Here is an 18981-nt window from a genome sequence, read left to right as displayed (position 1 = left end):
CCGCATTGAGCGGGGGCCGTTCGGCGTCGAGATCGGTGAATCACTCCGGACGGAGCGTGAGGATCCTCGGTCCGTCCTCGGTGACCGCGACGGTGTGCTCCCAGTGCGCCGCGCGGGAACCGTCGATCGTCACGACCGTCCAGTCGTCCTCGAGGACCTCGGTCTCGGTGGTACCGAGGGTGAGCATCGGCTCGATCGCGAGCACCGACCCGACGACGAGTTGCGGACCCTTGCCGGGAGCGCCCTCGTTCGCCAGGAACGGATCCATGTGCATCTCGCGGCCGATACCGTGCCCACCGTAGCCGTCGACGATCCCGTAGCTGCGACCGTGGGCACGCTCGGCAGCGTGCGTGCCCTGCTCGATTGCGTGGGAGATGTCCGTCAACCGGTTCCCCGGCAGCATCGCCGCGATACCCGCCTCCATCGACAGTCGGGTCGCGTCGCTCAGGTCACGGTCGGCGTCGGAGATCTCCCCGACCCCGAAGGTCCATGCCGAGTCGCCGTGCCAGCCGTCGAGGATCGCGCCGCAGTCGATGGAGACGAGATCCCCCTCGGCGAGAACGTCCTGCGCCGACGGGATGCCGTGCACGACGCGGTCGTTCACCGACGAGCAGATCGAGCCGGTGAAGCCGTGGTAACCGAGGAACGACGGCACCGCGCCGGCATCGCGGATCGTCTGTTCCGCGATCCGGTCGAGATCGAGGGTGCTGACACCCGGCTTGGCCGCCGTCCGCACCGCCACCAGGGCCGCGCCGACGATCGCCCCTGCCGCCGCCATCGCATCGAGCTCACCGGCGGTGCGGAAAGGGACGACCTTCTTGCGACGAAACCCCACGACGAACCCTCTTTACTTACCGAGCGCGGCGAGCGCGCGGGCGTTGACCTCGTCGACGGAGCCGACCGCGTCGACGCTGACGATGCTGCCCTTGTAATGGTCGAGCAGCGGAGCGGTCTCCTCGCGGTAGACACGCATCCGGTTCCGGATCACCTCTTCGGTGTCGTCGGCGCGTCCCCGGGCCAGCATCCGCTCTACGACGACCTCGTCGTCGACCTCGAACGCGAGCACGCCGTCGAGCTTGGCGTCCAGTTCGGCGAGGATGCCCTCGAGTGCCGCCGCCTGGTCGACGGTGCGCGGGAAGCCGTCGAGCAGGAACCCGTTGACGGCATCCGGCTCCGACACGCGCGCCTTGACCATGTTGTTGGTGATCTCGCTGGGGACCAGGTCACCGGCGTCGAGGTACTTCTTCGCTTCCAGCCCGAGCGCGGTCTGCTGGCCGATGTTCGCGCGGAACAGGTCGCCCGTCGAGATGTGCGGGATGCCGAGCTTCTCGGACAGGATCGCGGCCTGGGTGCCCTTGCCGGCACCGGGAGGACCAAGGAGGACGAGTCTCACTTGAGGAACCCTTCGTAGTTGCGCTGCATGAGTTGGCTCTCGATCTGTTTGACGGTGTCGAGACCGACGCTGACGAGAATCAGCACAGCCGCGCCACCGAAGATGTTGCTACCCCCCTGAGTGAGGAACAGGTTGGGCAGCACCGCGATCAGACCGAGATAGATGGCGCCCGCCAGCGTGATGCGGCCGAGCACGTAGTTGAGGTAGTCCGCCGTCGGTCGGCCGGGACGGATACCGGGGATGAAGCCCCCGAACTTCTTCATCTCGTCGGCCCGCTCCTCCGGATTGAACGTGATCGCCACGTAGAAGTAGGTGAAGAAGACGATGAGCAGGAAGTAGATCAGGATGTAGACCGGGTTCGACGGATTCACCAGATAGGTGTTGATGAACCGCTGCCACCAGCTCGGATCAGCGGCGTTGGTGGCGCCGGTCAGCTGCGCGATCAGGTTCGGCAGATAGAGCAGCGAGGACGCGAAGATCACCGGGATCACGCCGGCCTGGTTGACCTTCAGCGGGAGGTACGTCGACGAGCCGCCGTACATCTTGCGACCCACCATGCGCTTCGCGTACTGCACCGGGATACGGCGCTGACCCTGCTCGACGAACACGACTCCGGCGAGGAGGGCGAGGGCGGCGACACACACGGCCGCGAAGACCAGACCACCGCGGGCATCGAGGATCGCCTTGCCCTGGGAGGGCATCCGGGACGCGATACCCGAGAAGATCAGCAGCGACATGCCGTTGCCGACGCCACGTTCGGTGATGAGTTCACCCATCCACATGACCAGCGCCGAGCCGGCGGTCATCACCAGAACGATGGTCACCAGCCCGAAGATGGAGTCGTCGGCGATGATCTCTTCCTGACAGCCCTGCAGCAGCTGACCACGCGCCGCGAGTGCGACGATGCCGGTCGCCTGGAGTACTGCCAGCGCGATCGACAGGTACCGCGTGTACTGCGTCATCTTCGCCTGGCCGGACTGGCCCTCCTTGCGGAGTTCCTCGAACCGCGGGATGACGACGGTCAGCAACTGCACGATGATGCTCGCCGTGATGTACGGCATGATGCCGATGGCGAACACCGACAGCTGCAGCAGTGCGCCACCGGAGAACAGGTTGATCAGCGAGTAGATGCCCGCCGAGTCGCCGCCCGAGATCTGGTCGATACAGGCCTTGACGTTTCCGTAGTCGACGCCGGGTGACGGCAACGTCGCCCCGAACCGGTAGATCGCGATCAAGCCGAGAGTGAAGAGGATCTTCCGCCTCAGGTCTGGAGTCCTGAGGGCCGAGACGAAGGCGGAAAGCAAAGATCCTCCTGGGCACGACGATAGGTGGAAGCGGGCGGAGCGCCCGACGCACGAGTGAACTCTAGAACTCTATCAGTGGCGCCCGAACCGCCCGCCCGGCAATCCCACGATTGCCGGTCCGGACGCTCGTCCAGGCGAGACGCCAACGGCCGCAACACTGCCCGTACGGGCGGTGGTGCGGCCGTCGCGTCGAAACTAGAGCCGGATCACAGCTCGGTGGTGCTCCCACCGGCAGCGGCGATCTTCTCCTTGGCGGAGCCGGTGAACTTGTTCGCGGTCACCTGGACGGCAACCGTGAGCTCGCCGTCGCCGAGGACCTTCACGAGCTGGTTCTTGCGAACCAGACCCTTCTCGACGAGCTCGGCGACACCGATCTGCCCGCCCTCGGGGAACACGCGAGCGAGATCGCCGACGTTGACGACCTGGTACTCGACCCGGTTCGGGTTCGTGAAGCCCTTGAGCTTGGGCAGCCGCATGTGCAGCGGCATCTGCCCGCCCTCGAAGGCCGCGGACACGTTCTTGCGGGCCTTGGTGCCCTTGGTGCCGCGACCGGCGGTCTTGCCCTTCGAACCCTCACCGCGACCGACGCGCGTCTTGTCGGTCTTGGAACCCGGCGCAGGCCGGAGGTGGTGCAGCTTGATGGTCATGGTTAGACCTCCTCAACTGTGACGAGGTGGCGAACCACGTTGATCAGGCCGCGGTTCTGCGCGTTGTCCTCACGGACGACGCTCTTGCGGATGCCCCTGAGGCCGAGCGTCCGCAGGCTGTCGCGCTGGTTCTGCTTGGCACCGATCGAGCTCTTGACCTGGGTGACCTTGAGTTCGGCCATGATCAGACTCCCTGTCCCGCACGTGCACGCAGCATGCCGGCCGGGGCCACGTCCTCGAGCGGCAGACCGCGGCGAGCGGCCACCTCCTCGGGACGCTGGAGGCCCTTGAGGGCGGCAACCGTCGCGTGGACGACGTTGATCGCGTTGTCGCTACCGAGCGACTTGGCAAGGATGTCGTGAACACCGGCGCACTCGAGCACGGCACGCACCGCGCCACCGGCGATGACACCGGTACCGGGGCTGGCCGGACGCAGCATGACGACGCCGGCCGCCGCCTCACCCTGAACCGGGTGAGTGATGGTGCTACCGATCAGCGGAACGCGGAAGAAGCCCTTGCGAGCCTCCTCGACACCCTTCTGGATGGCCGCGGGAACTTCCTTGGCCTTGCCGTAGCCGACGCCAACGAGTCCGTTGCCGTCGCCCACGATCACGAGGGCGGTGAAGCTGAAGCGCCGACCACCCTTGACGACCTTCGACACACGGTTGATCGCGACCACACGCTCGATGTGGTTCGACTTCTCCGCGGCGTTGTCCCGACGGTTGTCGCGACGGTCGCGACCGCCCCGACCCTCGTTGGCAGGTCCGTTCTGTCCGGCGGGTCCGCTGCCGCCGTCACGCCTCTGACGTCCCGGCATCAGACTGTCCTTCCGTTCGAAATCTTGGTCATCAGAACTTCAACCCGCCTTCGCGAGCGGCGTCCGCGAGGGCCGCGATACGGCCGTGGTAGCCGTGGCCACCGTGGTCGAACACGACGGTCTCGACGCCGGCTGCCTTCGCGCGCTCGGCGATCAGCTGACCGACCTTCGCGCTCAGCGCCTTCTTGTCGCCCTCGGCAGCACGCAGGTCCGCCTCGGTGGTCGACGCCGCGGCCAGGGTGTGGCCGGCGAGGTCGTCCACGAGCTGGACGTGGATGTGCCGGGAGGACCGGTTCACGACGAGACGGGGACGCTCGGGCGTGCCGGAGACCTTCTTGCGCAGACGGAAGTGACGACGCGTCTTCGACAGACGACGCGTGGTGGACACGTCCTTGCCCAGCGGAATCCGCTTGGCCTTCTGGTTTGCAGTCTGGCTCATATCACTTACCCGTCTTTCCGACCTTGCGGCGGACCTGCTCACCCTCGTAACGGATGCCCTTGCCCTTGTACGGGTCGGACTTCCGCAGACGACGGATGTTGGCCGCGACCTGGCCGACCTTCTGCTTGTCGATGCCAGAGATCGAGAACTTGGTGGGCGTCTCGACTGCGAACGAGATGCCCTCGGGCGCCTCGATCGGAACCGGGTGGCTGTAGCCGAGCGCGAACTCGAGGTCCTGCCCCTTGAGCGCGACGCGGTAACCGACGCCGTGGATCTCCATCTTGGTGGTGTAACCCTCGGTGACACCGGTGATGAGGTTCGCGACGAGGGTGCGCGACAGACCGTGCAGCGCGCGGCTGCGACGCTCGTCGTCGGGACGGGTGACCAGGAGGGCACCGTCCTCGCCCTTGGAGATGGCGATCGGCTCGGCGATCGTCAGCGACAGCTGGCCCTTCGGCCCCTTGACCGCGACGTCCTGGCCGTCGATGGTGACGTCGACGCCCGCGGGGACGGCGACCGGAATCTTTCCAATACGCGACATGGTGGCTCCTCCCCTACCAGACGTAGGCGAGGACTTCGCCGCCCACGCCCTGCTTGGCCGCCTGACGATCCGTGAGCAGACCGGAGGACGTGGAGATGATCGCCACGCCGAGGCCGCCGAGAACCTTGGGCAGGTTGGTGGACTTCGCGTACACCCGAAGACCGGGCTTGGAGACGCGGCGCACGCCGGCGAGGCTGCGCTCACGGCTCGGGCCGTACTTGAGGTCGACGACGAGGGTCTTGCCGACCTCGGCGTCCTCGGTGCGGAAATCGGAGATGTAGCCCTCACGCTTGAGGATCTCGGCGATGTTCGCCTTGATCTTCGAGTGCGGCAGCTTCACCTCATCGTGGTACGCCGAGTTGGCGTTGCGCAGACGCGTCAAGAAGTCTGCGATGGGATCTGTCATGGTCATGGTTCGACCTCGACACCTTTCTCGCTGCGGTTCCCATGCAGCACCGGACGAACCGGTCGTGGGCCTACAACAATTCGGCTGGTCCGACCGACAGTCGTCGACCGGAATGAGTTCGTGTCACCCGGGCGTCGGCGGCACAGCACGAGCCGACGTTGCACAGGCAACCGCTCTAGTGTAGGCAAAACCGCAGCACAGTCCAAATCGGTCGTGCTCGCTGCATCCCCCGAAACCACGGATGCCCGTGTGACGCCGAAGGGCGCGGACCCTGTAGGAGTCCGCGCCCTTCGGTCAGGAACGGTGTGTCACCAAGAGCTCTTGTGAACACCCGGCAGCTCGCCGGCGTGCGCCATGTCGCGCAGGCAGACGCGGCACAGACCGAACTTGCGGTAGACCGCGTGCGGCCGGCCGCACTTCTGGCAGCGGGTGTACGCGCGAACCGCGAACTTGGGCTTCTTGTTGGCCTTGTTGACCAGTGCCTTCTTCGCCATGCTCAGTTCTCCTTGAACGGGAAGCCGAGGTGCTTGAGCAGGGCACGGCCTTCTTCGTTGTTGGTGGCGGTCGTCACGACGGTGATGTCCATACCGCGCGGGCGATCGATCTTGTCGACGTCGATCTCGTGGAACATCGACTGCTCGTTGAGACCGAAGGTGTAGTTGCCGTTGCCGTCGAACTGCTTGCCGGACAGGCCACGGAAGTCCCTGATTCGCGGAAGGGCGATCGACACGAGACGGTCGAGGAACTCCCACATGCGGTCGCCACGCAGGGTGACGCGGGCGCCGATCGGCATGCCCTCACGGAGCTTGAACTGCGCGATCGACTTGCGAGCCTTGCGGATCTCGGGCTTCTGGCCGGTGATCAGGGCGAGGTCGGCGACCGCACCGTTGATCAGCTTCGCGTCACGGGCAGCGTCGCCGACACCCATGTTGACGACGACCTTGACCACGCCGGGGATCTGCATGACGTTGTCGTACTTGAACTCCGCGTTCAGCGCGTCCTTGATCTCGGCGCGGTAGCGCAGCTTCAGGCGCGGCTGGATCTTGTTCTCAGTGGTCGTCATCTCAGATGTCCTTCCCGTTCTTACGGGAGATCCGAACCCGCTTGCCGTTCTCGTCGGTGCGGTAGCCCACGCGGGTGGGGTTGCCGTCCGAGTCGATGACCGCGACGTTCGACACGTGGATCGGGGCTTCCTGCGTCACGATGCCGCCCGAGGAGGCGCCACGCTGGTTCGCGGAGACCGCGGTGTGCTTCTTGATCCGGTTCACACCCTCGACGAGGACCTTGTTGGTCGCCGGGTAGGCCTGGATGACCTTGCCCTTGGCGCCCTTGTCCTTGCCCGAGATGACCAGAACGGTGTCGCCCTTGTGCACCTTCATCACAGCACCTCCGGGGCGAGCGAAACGATCTTCATGAACTTCTTGTCGCGCAGCTCGCGGCCGACGGGGCCGAAGATGCGGGTGCCACGGGGATCGTGGTCCGCCTTGATGAGCACGGCGGCGTTCTCGTCGAACTTGATGTACGAGCCGTCCGGACGGCGGCGCTCCTTGGTGGTGCGGACGATGACGGCCTTGACGACCTCGCCCTTCTTGATGTTTCCACCCGGGATGGCGTCCTTGACGGTGGCGACGATGATGTCACCGATCCCGGCGTAGCGACGAGACGAACCGCCGAGAACGCGGATGCAGAGAATCTCCTTGGCACCCGTGTTGTCGGCGACACGCAGTCGCGACTCCTGCTGAATCACTGATCTCTCCTAGACCTGGATTTTCGTACGTAGCGGATTACCGACCCGATACGCGCGGTCTGCTGCCGCGGCAACCGAACATGCGGGCATGAAAGGGCACAGGCAACCGCTCTAGTGTAGGGAATCGACCCGGGGAAGCAAAATCGTGGTGACCGATCACCCGGGTGGACACCCGTCGCAGCCGAACGGCCCGCCCCGAAACCGGGACGGGCCGTTCGACATTCGACGTTCGATGCGCTCGAGGCGACGGCCTACTTGGCCTTCTCGAGCACCTCGACGAGACGCCAGCGCTTGGTCGCCGACAGCGGTCGGGTCTCCATCAGCTGGACGCGGTCGCCGATGCCGGCGAGACCGTTCTCGTCGTGCGCCTTGACCTTGCTGGTGCGGCGGATGATCTTGCCGTACAGCGGGTGCTTCACACGATCCTCGAGCTCGACGACGATCGTCTTCTCCATCTTGTCGGAGACGACGTAGCCGATGCGGACCTTCCGGGTCCCACGCTCTTCAGTCACTGCGGTGTCCTTCTCGTTCTCACTCATGCCGCGTCACCCGCATCCGGGCCGGCGGCGAGGCCGAGCTCACGCTCGCGCATGACGGTGTAGATGCGCGCGATCTCGTGACGAACGGTGCGCAGACGACGGTTGTTGTCCAGCTGACCGGTCGCCATCTGGAAGCGAAGGTTGAACAGCTCTTCCTTCGACTCACGGAGCTTGGTGACCAGCTCCTCCTCGGTGAGCTCGCGGAGCTCAGCGGCGGGGGTTCCAGTAGCCATCAGAACTGCTCCTCCCTGGTGACGATCCGGCACTTGCACGGGAGCTTGTGCATCGCGCGACGCAGGGCCTCGCGAGCGATCTCCTCGTTCGGGTAGCTCATCTCGAACAGAACCCGACCGGGCTTGACGTTCGCGACCCACCACTCCGGCGAACCCTTACCGGAACCCATGCGGGTCTCGGCGGGCTTCTTGGTCAGCGGGCGATCCGGGAAGATGTTGATCCAGATCTTGCCGCCACGCTTGATGTGGCGCGTCATGGCGATACGAGCGGACTCGATCTGCCGGTTGGTGATGTACGCCGGCTCGAGAGCCTGGATGCCGTACTCACCGAAGGTGACCTGGGTGCCACCCTTGGCTGCACCCGAACGGCTCGGGTGGTGCTGCTTGCGGTGCTTCACCCGACGTGGGATCAACATGCGTCAGCCCTCCTGATTCGATTCGGTCGAGGCCGGAGCCTCGGCGGTGGCGGCGCGACCAGCCTCGGTGCTGGTCGCGGTGGTGCCCGAGGCACCGGAACGACGCGGGCGGCTCGGACGCTCGCGGCGCGGACGCTCGGCCGGAGCGGCGGCGGACAGCTCACGCTTGCCACCGACGATGTCGCCCTTGTAGATCCAGACCTTCACGCCGATGCGGCCGAAGGTGGTCTTGGCCTCGTAGAGGCCGTAGTCGATGTCCGCGCGCAGCGTGTGCAGCGGGACGCGGCCCTCGCGGTAGAACTCCGAACGCGACATCTCCGCACCGCCGAGGCGACCGGAGCACTGCACCCGGATGCCCTTGACGTTCGGCTGACGCATGGCCGACTGGATGGCCTTGCGCATGGCGCGACGGAACGCGACACGGTTCGAGAGCTGCTCGGCGACGCCCTGCGCCACCAGCTGGGCCTCGGCCTCGGCGTTCTTGACCTCGAGGATGTTGAGCTGGACCTGCTTGCCGGTCAGCTTCTCGAGCTCGGCGCGGATGCGGTCGGCCTCGGCGCCGCGGCGGCCGATGACGATGCCCGGACGCGCGGTGTGGATGTCGACGCGAACCCGGTCACGGGTGCGCTCGATCTCGACCTTCGCAATGCCGGCCCGCTCCATGCCCGTGGCGAGGAGCTTGCGGATCGCGACGTCTTCCTTGACGTACTCCGCGTACTGCTTGTCGGCGTACCAGCGGGACTTCCAGTCGGTGGTGATACCCAGGCGGAAGCCGTGCGGGTTGATCTTCTGGCCCACTACTGAGCACTTCCCTTCCGGCGATTGCGGTTCGAGGTGCCGGCCTTGGGCAGGCTCTCCACGATGACCGTGATGTGGCTGGTGCGCTTGCGGATGCGGAACGCACGGCCCTGGGCACGCGGCTGGAAACGCTTGAGGGTGGCACCCTCGTCCACGTACGCGGTGGCGACGACCAGCGTGCTGGGGTCGAGGCCGAGGTTGTTCTCGGCGTTGGCGGCTGCGCTGGCAACCACCTTCGCGACCGGCTCGCTGGCGGCCTGCGGCGCGAACTTCAGGATGTTCAGGGCGTCCTCGACGGAACGACCACGAACGAGGTCCACGACACGACGGGCCTTCATCGGCGTCACGCGCACGTGGCGCGCGACCGCCTTGGCGGTGGGGTTCTGAGTTTCAGTGCTCATCGACGCTTGCTCTTCCGGTCGTCCTTGATGTGACCCTTGAACGTGCGGGTCGGTGCGAACTCGCCGAGCTTGTGTCCGACCATCGAATCGGAGACGAACACCGGCACGTGCTTGCGACCGTCGTGGACGGCGAACGTGTGACCGATGAAGTCCGGAATGATCGTCGAACGACGGGACCAGGTCTTGATGACCTGCTTGGTGCCCTTCTCGTTCTGCACGTCCACCTTCGCGAGGAGGTGGTCGTCGACGAACGGACCCTTCTTAAGACTGCGGGGCATTCTTCACTCCCTCCTAGCGCTTCTTGCCGGTACGACGGCGGCGGACGATGAGCTTGTCGCTCGGCTTGTTGGGCTTGCGGGTACGGCCTTCCGGCTTACCCCACGGGCTGACCGGGTGGCGACCACCGGAGGTCTTGCCCTCACCACCACCGTGCGGGTGGTCGACCGGGTTCATCACGACACCACGAACCGTGGGGCGCTTGCCCTTCCAGCGCATACGGCCGGCCTTGCCCCAGTTGATGTTCGACTGCTCGGCGTTGCCGACCTCGCCGATGCTGGCGCGGCAGCGCACGTCGACGCGACGGATCTCACCCGACGGCATACGCAGGGTCGCGTACGGACCCTCCTTGCCGAGGAGCTGGATGCTGGCGCCGGCGGAGCGGGCCATCTTGGCGCCGCCACCCGGACGCAGCTCGACCGCGTGGATGGTGGTACCGGTCGGGATGTTGCGCAGCGGCAGGTTGTTGCCGGGCTTGATGTCGGCGCCTGCACCGGACTCGATCCGAGCACCCTGCTTGAGGTCCTTCGGCGCGATGATGTAGCGCTTCTCACCGTCGGCGTAGTGCAGCAGCGCGATGTTCGCGGTGCGGTTGGGGTCGTACTCGATGTGCGCGACCTTGGCCGGCACGCCGTCCTTGTCGTTGCGACGGAAATCGATCAGTCGGTAGGCGCGCTTGTGTCCGCCACCCTTGTGCCGGGTGGTGATGCGACCGTGTGCGTTACGACCACCGCGTCCGTGCAGCGGGCGGATGAGCGACTTCTCGGGCGTCGACCGAGTGATCTCGGCGAAGTCCGAGACGCTCGAGCCGCGACGGCCCGGGGTAGTCGGCTTGTACTTGCGGATTGCCATGAGTCTTCTCGTCCTCTGTGTCTCGTCAAGTCCCGCCCGCTTACGCGACCGGGCCTCCGAAGATCTCGATGGGCTTGCTGTCGGCCGAGATGGTCACGAGCGCGCGCTTGGTGTCCTTGCGCTTGCCGTAGCCGAACCGGGTCCGCTTGCGCTTGCCCTGACGGTTGGCGGTGTTGACGCTGGTCACGGTCACGCCGAAGATCTTCTCCACGGCAATCTTGATCTGCGTCTTGTTCGAGTCCGGGTGCACCAGGAAGGTGTAGGTGCCTTCCTCGATCAGTCCGTAGGACTTCTCGGAGATGACCGGGGCGAGCAGGATGTCGCGGGGATCGGCGATGGTGCTCACTTGCTCTCCTCCTTCTGCGCAGCCTCGGCCGGGCCGTGGATGAACGCGTTGAGCGCCTCGACGCTGAACACGACATCGTCGCTGTTGAGCACGTCGTAGGTGTTCAGCTGGTCGGGTGCGATGGGGTGCACGCCTTCCAGGTTCTGCACGCTCTTCCACGCCGCGATGTCCTCGCGGCCGACGACGAGCAGAAGCTTCTTGCGGTCCGAGATCTCGCCGAGGAACTTCTTGGCGGACTTGGTGGACGGGGTCTGCCCGGCAACCAGTTCGGTGATCACGTGGATGCGCTCGTTGCGCGCCCGGTCGGAGAGGGCACCGCGGAGGGCGGCAGCCTTCATCTTCTTCGGGGTGCGCTGGCTGTAGTCACGCGGCTTCGGGCCGTGGACGATGCCACCACCGGCGAACTGCGGCGCGCGGGTCGAACCCTGACGGGCGCGGCCGGTGCCCTTCTGCCGGTACGGCTTCTTGCCACCGCCGCGGACCTCGCCGCGGGTCTTGGTGGAGTGCGTGCCCTGACGTGCCGCGGCCAGCTGAGCGACGACGACCTGGTGCATCAGCGCGATGTTGGCCGTCACGTCGAAGATCTCGGCGGGAAGGTCGACGGTGCCGTTGGTGCCGCCGTCGGCGTTGCGGACGTCGAGGGTGAGCTTGGTTGCGGTCTCGGTCATGCGGACGCACCACCCTTCACTGCGGTCTTGACGATCACGAGGCCACCCTTGCGGCCGGGGATCGCACCCTTGATCAGAAGCAGGCCGGCCTCGGCGTCCACCTTGTGGACGGTGAGGTTCTGCGTGGTGACGCGGTCGCTACCCATGCGACCCGACATGCGCATGCCCTTGAAGACGCGGCCGGGGGTGGCGCAGCCACCGATGGAACCCGGGCGACGGTGCACGGCCTGCGCACCGTGGGAGGCACCCTGACCGGCGAAGCCGTGACGCTTCATGGTGCCGGCGAAGCCCTTGCCCTTGGAGGTGCCGGTGACGTCGACATAGGCGCCGTCCTCGAAGACCTCGGCGGTGAGCTCCTGGCCGACCTCGTACTCGGCGGCGTCCGCAACACGGAGCTCGACGATGTGGCGGCGGGGGGTGACACCGGCCTTGGCGAACTGGCCGGAAACCGGCTTGTTCACCTTGCGGGGGTCGATCGCGCCGTAGGCGAGCTGCACGGCGCTGTAGCCGTCGCGCTCCTCGGTGCGGATCTGGGTGACGACGTTCGGTCCGGCCTTGACGACGGTGACCGGCACGACCCGGTTGTTCTCGTCGAAGACCTGGGTCATGCCGAGCTTGGTGCCCAGGATGCCCTTGATCTTGTTCTCAGTCATTGTTGTTGTCTCCGCCGCGCTCACTGGATGTTGACATCGACGCTCGCCGGCAGGTCGATGCGCATGAGCGCGTCAACCGTCTTGGGCGTCGGGTCGAGGATGTCAATGAGCCGCTTGTGGGTACGCATCTCGAAGTGCTCGCGCGAGTCCTTGTACTTGTGCGGCGAGCGGATGACGCAGTACACGTTCTTTTCGGTCGGCAACGGCACCGGTCCCACGACACGGGCCCCGGTACGGGTCACCGTCTCGACGATCTTCCGCGCCGACGCGTCGATCGCCTCATGGTCGTAGGCCTTGAGCCTGATGCGGATCTTCTGTCCCGCCACGCTTGTGTCCTCTTCCTTGCCCGATGTGATTAGGCCCTCGCGACCCCCGAGGGGGTCGCTCGTTTGCACGTAGACCCGTCAGGGGCTACCTCGTCTGCACAGATCCCATCCGGTTCCGGACGGAAAAGAACGTTGGCGATCGGGACCTGCCCGATGCCGACCGGGGAGACCCGATCCGCTGCCGCTGTTCATCTGTCATGGAACTGTTCCGGTCCACGCGGTCGGGCGTGTCGCCCTCCCGCTCATCCCCCGATCCGTGTTTGCACACGGATCGGCCAGCGGAATGTGTTCCGGCCGCACTCCATCGGAGTGCGGATGGTCACTGCTTCCGTCTTGTCGACGTTTGTCCTTCTTCGGCCCGACCCGACTTCCCGCGTGAATCACTCCACCCGGGCGCCCGATCCTCGACCCTCATTCTCGCCCGACGGCGGCCGCGCAGGTGCACGTCCCCGGTCAAGGCAACCTGAACAGTATGCCGTAGAGCTGCGCGGACTTCAAATCGACAGCGGAACCACCCGTGCCGATAACTTACTTCTCAGTAAGGTGGTGGTAATACCGACCTGACCGAAGGGACCGAAGTGGTGGTGCCGGTGTCCGTCCACGACCGCAGCGGAACCGAGGTGGTGCATGCCGACATCACCATCCGGGTCAGTCGCGTCGAGCCGGCGTGACGGGTTTCACGCGTGCGAAAGGACGCAAGTACCGGGGCCCGGCGAAGGGCGGGAACTGCCATATCGGACGCTCACGACCGAGCGTTACCGAGCGGCGGACCAGCGCCGACAGCCCGTCGACCGTGCTCACCGGGTCGACCTCCGCGGACCGCGATGCATGACATACTCGCTTGCATGCCTACACCCCACTCTGCCGTCCTGGTCGAGGGAATCCGCAAGTCCTTCGGTGATGTGCAGGCGCTCAGGGGGGTCAGCTTCGAGGTACCGCGAGGAACCGTGCTCGGAATCCTCGGACCCAACGGCGCCGGCAAGACGACGACGGTCAACGTGCTGTCGACCCTGTTGCGCCCCGACTCGGGCCGCGCGCTGGTCGCCGGACACGACGTGGTGACGCAGGCGCCTGCAGTGCGTCGCTCGATCATGATGACCGGGCAGTACGCGGCTCTGGACGAGCAGCTGACCGCACGCGAGAACCTCGTCCTGTTCGGGCGGCTGATGGGGCTCAACCGGCCGTCCGCGAAGGCCCGCGCCGACGAGCTGCTCCGCCAGTTCGACCTCGAGTACGCCGCCGACCGGAAGGTGTCCGGATACTCCGGCGGCATGCGTCGCCGGGTCGACATCGCGTGCGGACTCGTCACCCGCCCCGAGGTCGTGTTCCTGGACGAGCCGACGACCGGTCTCGACCCGCGCAGCAGGCAGAGCCTCTGGTCGCTGGTGTCCACCCTCAAGGACCAGGGCATCACGATCCTGCTGACCACGCAGTACCTCGAGGAAGCGGACGTGCTCAGCGACAACATCGTGGTGATCGACAAGGGCACCGTCATCGCGGAGGGCACCGCGGACCAGCTGAAGGAACGCACCGGCGGCAGTTACTGTGAGGTGGTGCCCCTGCGGCTGACCGACCTCCCTCGGGTACACGCGGTGCTCACGAGCCTGGTGCCGCCGGAGTACGTCACCGAGACCGGGCACGACCGGTTGTCGATTCCGGCGCAGTACGGTGCGCAGACCCTCGCGGAGGTGTTGCGGCGCCTCGACATCTCACGCATCCCGCTCGCGGACATCGCATTGCGGCGGCCGTCGCTCGACGACGTGTTCCTCGCACTGACCGGTCAGCCCGCCGGCGAAGAGAGCGAAGCATCATGACCGCCATCGCTGCGCGCGCAGCACAATCCGACGATCCGCCACCCGAGCCGCAGTCGAAGGCTGCGGCTGGGGTGGGCCGGCACCGGCGTCCGGAGCTGTCGATCACGGGCCAGTGGCTGGCACTGACGGGGCGCAACGTCCGCCGGATGTGGACCACCGGGCAACTGTTCATCGCGGTGCTCGCGCCCGCGATCTTCACCATCGGCTTCTATCTGCCGCTGCGCTTCGTGATGAAGTTCCAGGGCATCGACTACGCGCAGTTCGTGATGCCGATCATCGTGTTGCAGGCGATGGCGTTCACTGCGATCTCCGCCGCGGGGAAGGCTGCCCTCGAGGCATCCAACGGCATGAACTCACGGTTCCAGACGATGCCGGTCTTCGCGGGTGTTCCGCTGGCGTCCCGGATGAGTGCGTCGTTCGTGCACTGCACTATCTCGCTCGCCGCCGCCCTGGCGTACGGCCACATCATCGGGTTCCGCTTCACCGGCACCGCCGCGAACACCGCCCTGTTCATCGGTATGTCGCTGGCCATCGCGATGACGCTGTCGCTGATGGGTGATCTGATCGGCACGCTGAGCAAGAGCCCCGAGGTGACCAGCCAGGCGCTGACGCTGCCGCAGCTGATCCTCGGCATGTTCTCGGCCGGATTCGTTCCGGTCTCGCAGTTCCCGGAATGGTCGCAGTGGTTCGTCCGGAACCAACCGATCTCCCAGTTCTCCATCTCGATGCGCGCGATCGCGGACGGCACCGTGACCCTGCACCTGATGACGCCGTCGATCCTCTGGTGCGTCGGACTGTTCGCGGTGTTCACGCCGCTCACCGTCTGGGCGAACGTGAGGCGAGGATGAGCGCCCCCGCGCAGGAACGGCGCGAGTCGAACGTCATCACCGAGATCACGTTCCACGAGACCACCGAGGTCTACCCCGAGAATTCGCGGGCCGCGCTCGCCGGCCACAGTCTGCTACAGACGCAACGGCTGCTGCGGAGGTGGACCCGGGACCCGTTCACCATGCTCCAGGCGATCGTGTACCCGGCGATCATGCTGATCATGTTCAACGCCGTCCTCGGCATCTCGGTGACCAGGGCGACGGGCGTCAACAGCGTCTACGGATACGCGCCGATGATCATGCTCGTCGGCGCGATGTTCGGTTCGATCGCCAGTGGTATCGGCCTCAAGACCGAGTGGCGGGAGGGCCTGCTGAGTCGCTTCTGGATCCTGCCGGTGCATCGCGCGTCGGGCCTGGTGAGCCGACTGATGGCGGAATCGGTGCGGATCATGCTGACGTCCGTGCTGATTCTCCTGGTGGGCGTCGCGCTCGGATTCCGGTTCAACCAGGGCGTGCTCGCGGGCATCGGGATGCTGTTCGTGCCGCTGCTGTTGGGCGTCGGTTTCGCGACGATGGTGACCGCGCTCGCCGTCACCTCGGCGAAGATTCCGCTCGTGGAGCTGCTGTCCCTGGTGTGCACACTGCTGATGTTCTTCAATTCCGGTTTCGTCCCCACCGCGGCCTACCCGACGTGGTTGCAGGGCTTCGTCGAGAACCAGCCGATGTCCACGGCGATCGACGCGATGAAGGGACTGACCCTGGGCGGTCCGGTGGCCGAGCCGCTGATCAAGACCGCACTGTGGTCGATCGGCGCGATCGCGGTGTTCGCCTTGCCCGCAGTCCGCGGCTACCGCAAGGCGGCCGGTACCCCGATCTGACGGACCGGGTGGAGCCGTCGCCGAGACGGATCCACCCCGTCAGATACACCCGGTCAGTAGTAGGCGTCGCGGCGCACGAGCAGGGAGAAGCGACGCATCTCCCGCTCGAGTCCGGCCTGCCACACCCGGTAGCCCCACCCGACGGGCACGTCGAGAGCACCGACGTACTCGACGATCTCCTTGTCGAAGCTGAGCTTGAACTTGCCGAGCCCGTGGTAGTGGTGTGTCGGATCGTCGATCTGCGCCGCCGGCGGAACGTCTCCGAGGTCGTATCGGTCGCACCCGACCTCGCGTGCCCATTCCATGACGGCCCACTGGACTGCGTGTCCGACGCCGTGGGCGCCGAGGCCGTTCTCCGTCGAGCCCTCTCGTTTACGGACCGAACCGCCGTCCTTGTAGAACGCGGCCGTGCCGAGCTTCTTCGCGAACACACCGGCCACGACCTCGCCCTGGAAGCGCGCGAGGAACAGTTGTCCGTTCCCGGACTTCTCGTAGTCCTGCCAGTAGGTGCGGCAGTATTCCGCGCTGCGGATGCCGAACCTCGCGTCCGCGGTCTGGGCCAGCAGGTCGTACATGATGCGGCAGTTCTCGTCAGTCGCCGGGACGCGCTCGACGATCACGCCGTCGCGTTCGGCGCGCCTGATCCACCGCCGGGCGCGCGTGCTGAAGCGGGCCATGACCTCGTCGGCGGTTCCGGTCAGGTCGACGACGACGGCCGTCGAGTTCGGAACAATCGGGTTCGCGACGTGGTATCCGCGGGCGGTGAGGGCGTCCACGACCTGCTGGGTCCGCCTCAGGCGAGGTTCGATCTTGACGACGAAGACTCCGCGCGTGCGTGCGAAGGCGACGAGTCCGTCGATCAGATCGGTGAGGTCGTCGAGTCCTTCGGTTGCCGGGCCTCCCGGGACGTACCAGAGGCGCCCGAGAACGGGTACCCGTCGTTCGAGGACCGAGACCGGCCGATCGCCGACCATCAGGTACACCGGCCGGTACCGGGTCTGCCGCTTCACCTCGGCGTACTCGTGCGCCTGCCACACCGACCCGCCGCCGGCCGCGACGAGTGCGTTCCACCCCTCGACCTCGTCGGCCGTCGCCTCTCGTACGGGGCTTTCGGTGGTACGAGTCTGCGACCGGAGCGGCCTGGCGGTCACCGGGCGACCCTGTCCGCCCAACGGCGCAGAGGTGGTGGATTCATCGGCACCGCAGCAGTGTAGCCACCATTCAGCTACCGCGAGCCGAAAATGATCGAACGCGAAGCGTTTCCCGGTGAATCCCTGGTCAGTCGCGCAAACCGCGCATCCTTGCGGTCAGATCCGGGCCGATCACCGCGAGCGCCTCGGGCGTCAGCATCGACCAGTGGGTGACCGGCACCCGAACGTGCTCGACGCGTCCGGTCGCCGCCGCCCGCCACGACCGGGGTGCGATCGTGTCGTCTGCGCGCCCGGCCGTGGCCGTGAACAAGGTCAGGTCGCCGTCGAAGGTGCCCGGGACGTGGCGGCGCATCAGCTGCGCCGAGTCCGTCGCGGCGACGACCATCGTTCGCAGCCAGTCCTCGTTCACCGTCGACAGCAGTCCACCGGTCGATGCGCGTACCAGCTCCAGCAGATCCTCGACCCCGGCCTCGGCCGGGTCCAGGTCCAGTGCCTGGTCGATGCCGAACCCGCCGAGGATCTCGCCGACGGTCACGCCGCCACCGTCGTCGAGGGCGTCGGCGGCGTCGCCGGCGACGCTGTCGAGCATCACCAGCTGCTCGACCTGCTCCCCCGCCGCCTGCAGCTGCACGGCCATCGCATGAGCGATCACGCCGCCGAGCGACCAGCCGACGAGCCGGTACGGCCCGTGCGGCTGCACTGTCCGGATCTCCGCCACGTACCGGGCCGCGAGCGCGTCGATCGAGCCGGGCAGTGCCTCCCCGGACGCGGCCGGGGACTGCAGCCCGTAGATCGGTGCGTCGACGACACCGGTCAGTGCGGTGTACGCCCACGACAGTCCGATCACGGGGTGGACCGCGAAGAGCGGTGTCCCCGTCCCGGTGGGCCGGATCGGCAGCAGGACACCGAACATGTCCGCCTCGTCGGCCTCGGTTCCCGCGTCGACGGCGGCGGCGATACCCGCCGGCGTCGGATCCAGGAACACCGCCCGCAACGGCACCCGCACCCCCAACTCCTCCGACAGCCGCGCCATCACCCGCGTCGCCGTCAACGAATTGCCACCCAGATCGAAGAACGACGCATCCACCGACACCCGCCCGAGCCCCAACACCTCCGCCAGCACACCCGCCACCACAGCCTCCGTCGCCGTCGACGGAGCCCGGTACTCCCCCGCCCCCGCGAACACCGGCACCGGCAACGCCTTGCGATCGAGCTTGCCCGACGCGTTCAACGGGAACTCGTCCAACACCACCACCGCATTCGGCACCATGTACCCCGGCAGGCTCTCGCCCACGAATCCGCGGAGTTCGTCCGAATCGACAACGGCACCGTCCTCGGTGACCACGTAGGCCACCAGCTGATCGCCGGTCCGGCCATCCTGCACCACCAACACCGCGACCTGCCGCACCGCCGGATGCGCGAGGACCACCGACTCGATCTCCTCGAGCTCGATCCGCTGACCACGCAACTTCACCTGGAAATCGGTACGCCCGATGTACTCCAGAACAC

General features: G+C 66.5%; 29 protein-coding genes and 1 pseudogene. 4 read left to right on the top strand and 26 right to left on the bottom strand.

The genetic code is table 11. The features are described from left to right. Nucleotides 1–40 precede the first annotated feature (40 nt). The 24 genes from map to rpsJ form a co-directional block, all read right to left on the bottom strand. Entirely contained in the window at nt 41–835 is a 795-nt protein-coding gene (map, locus tag ACFYVR_RS25740; protein ID WP_387478800.1) for a type I methionyl aminopeptidase, read from the bottom strand. A gap of 12 nt (nt 836–847) precedes the next feature. After that, complete coding sequence (locus ACFYVR_RS25735; protein WP_387478797.1) at nt 848–1393, bottom strand: adenylate kinase; 546 nt, start codon at nt 1391–1393, stop codon at nt 848–850. After that, complete coding sequence (gene secY, locus ACFYVR_RS25730; RefSeq protein WP_387478794.1) at nt 1390–2697, bottom strand: preprotein translocase subunit SecY; 1308 nt, start codon at nt 2695–2697, stop codon at nt 1390–1392. Before secY ends, ACFYVR_RS25735 begins: the two co-directional genes overlap by 4 nt. A 206-nt stretch (nt 2698–2903) precedes the next feature. After that, on the bottom strand, nt 2904–3344 hold the full coding sequence (rplO, locus tag ACFYVR_RS25725; RefSeq protein WP_387478791.1) for a 50S ribosomal protein L15: 441 nt from the start codon (nt 3342–3344) through the stop codon (nt 2904–2906). Nucleotides 3345–3346: 2 nt separating this feature from the next. Continuing rightward, nucleotides 3347–3526, bottom strand: coding sequence for a 50S ribosomal protein L30 (gene rpmD, locus ACFYVR_RS25720; protein ID WP_387478788.1), 180 nt, complete (start codon nt 3524–3526; stop codon nt 3347–3349). A 2-nt stretch (nt 3527–3528) separates the two neighbouring features. Further along, a complete protein-coding gene (gene rpsE, locus ACFYVR_RS25715; RefSeq protein WP_387478785.1) occupies nt 3529–4161 on the bottom strand; it encodes a 30S ribosomal protein S5 in 633 nt (210 codons plus the stop codon). Nucleotides 4162–4192: 31 nt separating this feature from the next. After that, nucleotides 4193–4600: a 50S ribosomal protein L18 gene (gene rplR / locus ACFYVR_RS25710; protein ID WP_387478782.1), complete on the bottom strand. Its 408-nt coding sequence runs from the start codon at nt 4598–4600 to the stop codon at nt 4193–4195. A gap of 1 nt (nt 4601) precedes the next feature. Then, complete coding sequence (rplF, locus tag ACFYVR_RS25705; protein ID WP_387478779.1) at nt 4602–5141, bottom strand: 50S ribosomal protein L6; 540 nt, start codon at nt 5139–5141, stop codon at nt 4602–4604. Between the two features lie 13 nt (nt 5142–5154). Next, complete coding sequence (rpsH, locus tag ACFYVR_RS25700; protein WP_007531931.1) at nt 5155–5553, bottom strand: 30S ribosomal protein S8; 399 nt, start codon at nt 5551–5553, stop codon at nt 5155–5157. Between the two features lie 302 nt (nt 5554–5855). Beyond that, entirely contained in the window at nt 5856–6041 is a 186-nt protein-coding gene (locus tag ACFYVR_RS25695; RefSeq protein WP_007531929.1) for a type Z 30S ribosomal protein S14, read from the bottom strand. 2 nt (nt 6042–6043) lie between these two features. Then, on the bottom strand, nt 6044–6610 hold the full coding sequence (rplE, locus tag ACFYVR_RS25690) for a 50S ribosomal protein L5 (RefSeq protein WP_387478775.1): 567 nt from the start codon (nt 6608–6610) through the stop codon (nt 6044–6046). 1 nt (nt 6611) lies between these two features. After that, nucleotides 6612–6926 carry a 50S ribosomal protein L24 gene (gene rplX, locus ACFYVR_RS25685; protein ID WP_345341319.1) on the bottom strand — a complete coding sequence of 105 codons (315 nt, stop codon included), beginning with the start codon at nt 6924–6926 and terminating at the stop codon, nt 6612–6614. Further along, nucleotides 6926–7294 (bottom strand): 50S ribosomal protein L14, encoded by a 369-nt coding sequence (gene rplN / locus ACFYVR_RS25680; RefSeq protein WP_387478771.1) that lies wholly within the window; start codon nt 7292–7294, stop codon nt 6926–6928. The genes rplX and rplN overlap by 1 nt, the downstream gene beginning before the upstream one ends. A gap of 251 nt (nt 7295–7545) precedes the next feature. Then, complete coding sequence (gene rpsQ / locus ACFYVR_RS25675) at nt 7546–7833, bottom strand: 30S ribosomal protein S17 (protein WP_387478768.1); 288 nt, start codon at nt 7831–7833, stop codon at nt 7546–7548. Further along, nucleotides 7830–8066 carry a 50S ribosomal protein L29 gene (gene rpmC / locus ACFYVR_RS25670; protein WP_387478766.1) on the bottom strand — a complete coding sequence of 79 codons (237 nt, stop codon included), beginning with the start codon at nt 8064–8066 and terminating at the stop codon, nt 7830–7832. Before rpmC ends, rpsQ begins: the two co-directional genes overlap by 4 nt. Next, the gene (rplP, locus tag ACFYVR_RS25665) at nt 8066–8482 is read right to left on the bottom strand and encodes a 50S ribosomal protein L16 (RefSeq protein ID WP_072813736.1); all 417 of its coding nucleotides are present in this window, start codon (nt 8480–8482) and stop codon (nt 8066–8068) included. Before rplP ends, rpmC begins: the two co-directional genes overlap by 1 nt. A 3-nt stretch (nt 8483–8485) precedes the next feature. Beyond that, nucleotides 8486–9280: a 30S ribosomal protein S3 gene (gene rpsC / locus ACFYVR_RS25660; RefSeq protein ID WP_387478763.1), complete on the bottom strand. Its 795-nt coding sequence runs from the start codon at nt 9278–9280 to the stop codon at nt 8486–8488. Further along, on the bottom strand, nt 9280–9681 hold the full coding sequence (gene rplV, locus ACFYVR_RS25655) for a 50S ribosomal protein L22 (protein ID WP_050063883.1): 402 nt from the start codon (nt 9679–9681) through the stop codon (nt 9280–9282). Before rplV ends, rpsC begins: the two co-directional genes overlap by 1 nt. Next, nucleotides 9678–9959, bottom strand: coding sequence for a 30S ribosomal protein S19 (gene rpsS / locus ACFYVR_RS25650; RefSeq protein ID WP_005518370.1), 282 nt, complete (start codon nt 9957–9959; stop codon nt 9678–9680). Before rpsS ends, rplV begins: the two co-directional genes overlap by 4 nt. A 13-nt stretch (nt 9960–9972) precedes the next feature. Then, nucleotides 9973–10809 carry a 50S ribosomal protein L2 gene (gene rplB / locus ACFYVR_RS25645; protein ID WP_387478761.1) on the bottom strand — a complete coding sequence of 279 codons (837 nt, stop codon included), beginning with the start codon at nt 10807–10809 and terminating at the stop codon, nt 9973–9975. 40 nt (nt 10810–10849) lie between these two features. Further along, nucleotides 10850–11155 carry a 50S ribosomal protein L23 gene (rplW, locus tag ACFYVR_RS25640; RefSeq protein WP_387478759.1) on the bottom strand — a complete coding sequence of 102 codons (306 nt, stop codon included), beginning with the start codon at nt 11153–11155 and terminating at the stop codon, nt 10850–10852. Then, nucleotides 11152–11823, bottom strand: coding sequence for a 50S ribosomal protein L4 (gene rplD / locus ACFYVR_RS25635; RefSeq protein ID WP_387478757.1), 672 nt, complete (start codon nt 11821–11823; stop codon nt 11152–11154). Before rplD ends, rplW begins: the two co-directional genes overlap by 4 nt. Continuing rightward, a complete protein-coding gene (gene rplC / locus ACFYVR_RS25630) occupies nt 11820–12476 on the bottom strand; it encodes a 50S ribosomal protein L3 (protein WP_387478755.1) in 657 nt (218 codons plus the stop codon). Before rplC ends, rplD begins: the two co-directional genes overlap by 4 nt. A gap of 20 nt (nt 12477–12496) precedes the next feature. Next, complete coding sequence (gene rpsJ / locus ACFYVR_RS25625; RefSeq protein ID WP_003938093.1) at nt 12497–12802, bottom strand: 30S ribosomal protein S10; 306 nt, start codon at nt 12800–12802, stop codon at nt 12497–12499. Between the two features lie 560 nt (nt 12803–13362). Between rpsJ and ACFYVR_RS25620 the strand changes: the two are divergent. From ACFYVR_RS25620 to ACFYVR_RS25605, 4 genes and pseudogenes are all read left to right on the top strand, one after another. Then, nucleotides 13363–13473: pseudogene (locus ACFYVR_RS25620) on the top strand (thioesterase); the annotation flags it as partial. 174 nt (nt 13474–13647) lie between these two features. Continuing rightward, nucleotides 13648–14616, top strand: coding sequence for an ATP-binding cassette domain-containing protein (locus tag ACFYVR_RS25615; protein WP_387478752.1), 969 nt, complete (start codon nt 13648–13650; stop codon nt 14614–14616). Further along, a complete protein-coding gene (locus ACFYVR_RS25610; protein ID WP_387478749.1) occupies nt 14613–15464 on the top strand; it encodes an ABC transporter permease in 852 nt (283 codons plus the stop codon). Before ACFYVR_RS25615 ends, ACFYVR_RS25610 begins: the two co-directional genes overlap by 4 nt. Beyond that, the gene (locus tag ACFYVR_RS25605) at nt 15461–16321 is read left to right on the top strand and encodes an ABC transporter permease (RefSeq protein WP_387478746.1); all 861 of its coding nucleotides are present in this window, start codon (nt 15461–15463) and stop codon (nt 16319–16321) included. Before ACFYVR_RS25610 ends, ACFYVR_RS25605 begins: the two co-directional genes overlap by 4 nt. A gap of 53 nt (nt 16322–16374) precedes the next feature. Here ACFYVR_RS25605 and ACFYVR_RS25600 read toward each other — a convergent pair whose 3' ends face one another. After that, on the bottom strand, nt 16375–17472 hold the full coding sequence (locus ACFYVR_RS25600; RefSeq protein ID WP_387478743.1) for a lipid II:glycine glycyltransferase FemX: 1098 nt from the start codon (nt 17470–17472) through the stop codon (nt 16375–16377). A gap of 127 nt (nt 17473–17599) precedes the next feature. Continuing rightward, on the bottom strand, nt 17600–18981 hold a 1382-nt coding region (locus ACFYVR_RS25595; RefSeq protein ID WP_387478740.1), incomplete at its 5' end, for a thioesterase domain-containing protein.

The organism is Rhodococcus sp. NPDC003318, from assembly GCF_042879035.1.
Lineage (GTDB): Bacteria > Actinomycetota > Actinomycetes > Mycobacteriales > Mycobacteriaceae > Rhodococcus_G.
Note: the sequence above shows the minus strand (reverse complement) of the source record. Positions and strands in the feature narration are given on the sequence as shown.

Bases quoted from the DNA above. Each gene is read 5' to 3' on its own strand.
- rplE (WP_387478775.1), bottom strand. From the start codon at position 6,610: ATGACGACCACTGAGAACAAGATCCAGCCGCGCCTGAAGCTGCGCTAC.
- rpsQ (WP_387478768.1), bottom strand. From the start codon at position 7,833: ATGAGTGAGAACGAGAAGGACACCGCAGTGACTGAAGAGCGTGGGACC.
- rpsS (WP_005518370.1), bottom strand. From the start codon at position 9,959: ATGCCCCGCAGTCTTAAGAAGGGTCCGTTCGTCGACGACCACCTCCTC.
- rplR (WP_387478782.1), bottom strand. From the start codon at position 4,600: ATGAGCCAGACTGCAAACCAGAAGGCCAAGCGGATTCCGCTGGGCAAG.
- ACFYVR_RS25615 (WP_387478752.1), top strand. From the start codon at position 13,648: ATGCCTACACCCCACTCTGCCGTCCTGGTCGAGGGAATCCGCAAGTCC.
- rpmD (WP_387478788.1), bottom strand. From the start codon at position 3,526: ATGGCCGAACTCAAGGTCACCCAGGTCAAGAGCTCGATCGGTGCCAAG.
- rplX (WP_345341319.1), bottom strand. From the start codon at position 6,926: ATGAAGGTGCACAAGGGCGACACCGTTCTGGTCATCTCGGGCAAGGAC.
- ACFYVR_RS25610 (WP_387478749.1), top strand. From the start codon at position 14,613: ATGACCGCCATCGCTGCGCGCGCAGCACAATCCGACGATCCGCCACCC.
- ACFYVR_RS25695 (WP_007531929.1), bottom strand. From the start codon at position 6,041: ATGGCGAAGAAGGCACTGGTCAACAAGGCCAACAAGAAGCCCAAGTTC.
- rplP (WP_072813736.1), bottom strand. From the start codon at position 8,482: ATGTTGATCCCACGTCGGGTGAAGCACCGCAAGCAGCACCACCCGAGC.
- rplB (WP_387478761.1), bottom strand. From the start codon at position 10,809: ATGGCAATCCGCAAGTACAAGCCGACTACCCCGGGCCGTCGCGGCTCG.
- rpmC (WP_387478766.1), bottom strand. From the start codon at position 8,066: ATGGCTACTGGAACCCCCGCCGCTGAGCTCCGCGAGCTCACCGAGGAG.
- rpsE (WP_387478785.1), bottom strand. From the start codon at position 4,161: ATGCCGGGACGTCAGAGGCGTGACGGCGGCAGCGGACCCGCCGGACAG.
- rplC (WP_387478755.1), bottom strand. From the start codon at position 12,476: ATGACTGAGAACAAGATCAAGGGCATCCTGGGCACCAAGCTCGGCATG.
- rplD (WP_387478757.1), bottom strand. From the start codon at position 11,823: ATGACCGAGACCGCAACCAAGCTCACCCTCGACGTCCGCAACGCCGAC.
- rplF (WP_387478779.1), bottom strand. From the start codon at position 5,141: ATGTCGCGTATTGGAAAGATTCCGGTCGCCGTCCCCGCGGGCGTCGAC.
- rplO (WP_387478791.1), bottom strand. From the start codon at position 3,344: ATGACCATCAAGCTGCACCACCTCCGGCCTGCGCCGGGTTCCAAGACC.
- rpsH (WP_007531931.1), bottom strand. From the start codon at position 5,553: ATGACCATGACAGATCCCATCGCAGACTTCTTGACGCGTCTGCGCAAC.
- ACFYVR_RS25605 (WP_387478746.1), top strand. From the start codon at position 15,461: ATGAGCGCCCCCGCGCAGGAACGGCGCGAGTCGAACGTCATCACCGAG.
- rplV (WP_050063883.1), bottom strand. From the start codon at position 9,681: ATGAGCACTGAAACTCAGAACCCCACCGCCAAGGCGGTCGCGCGCCAC.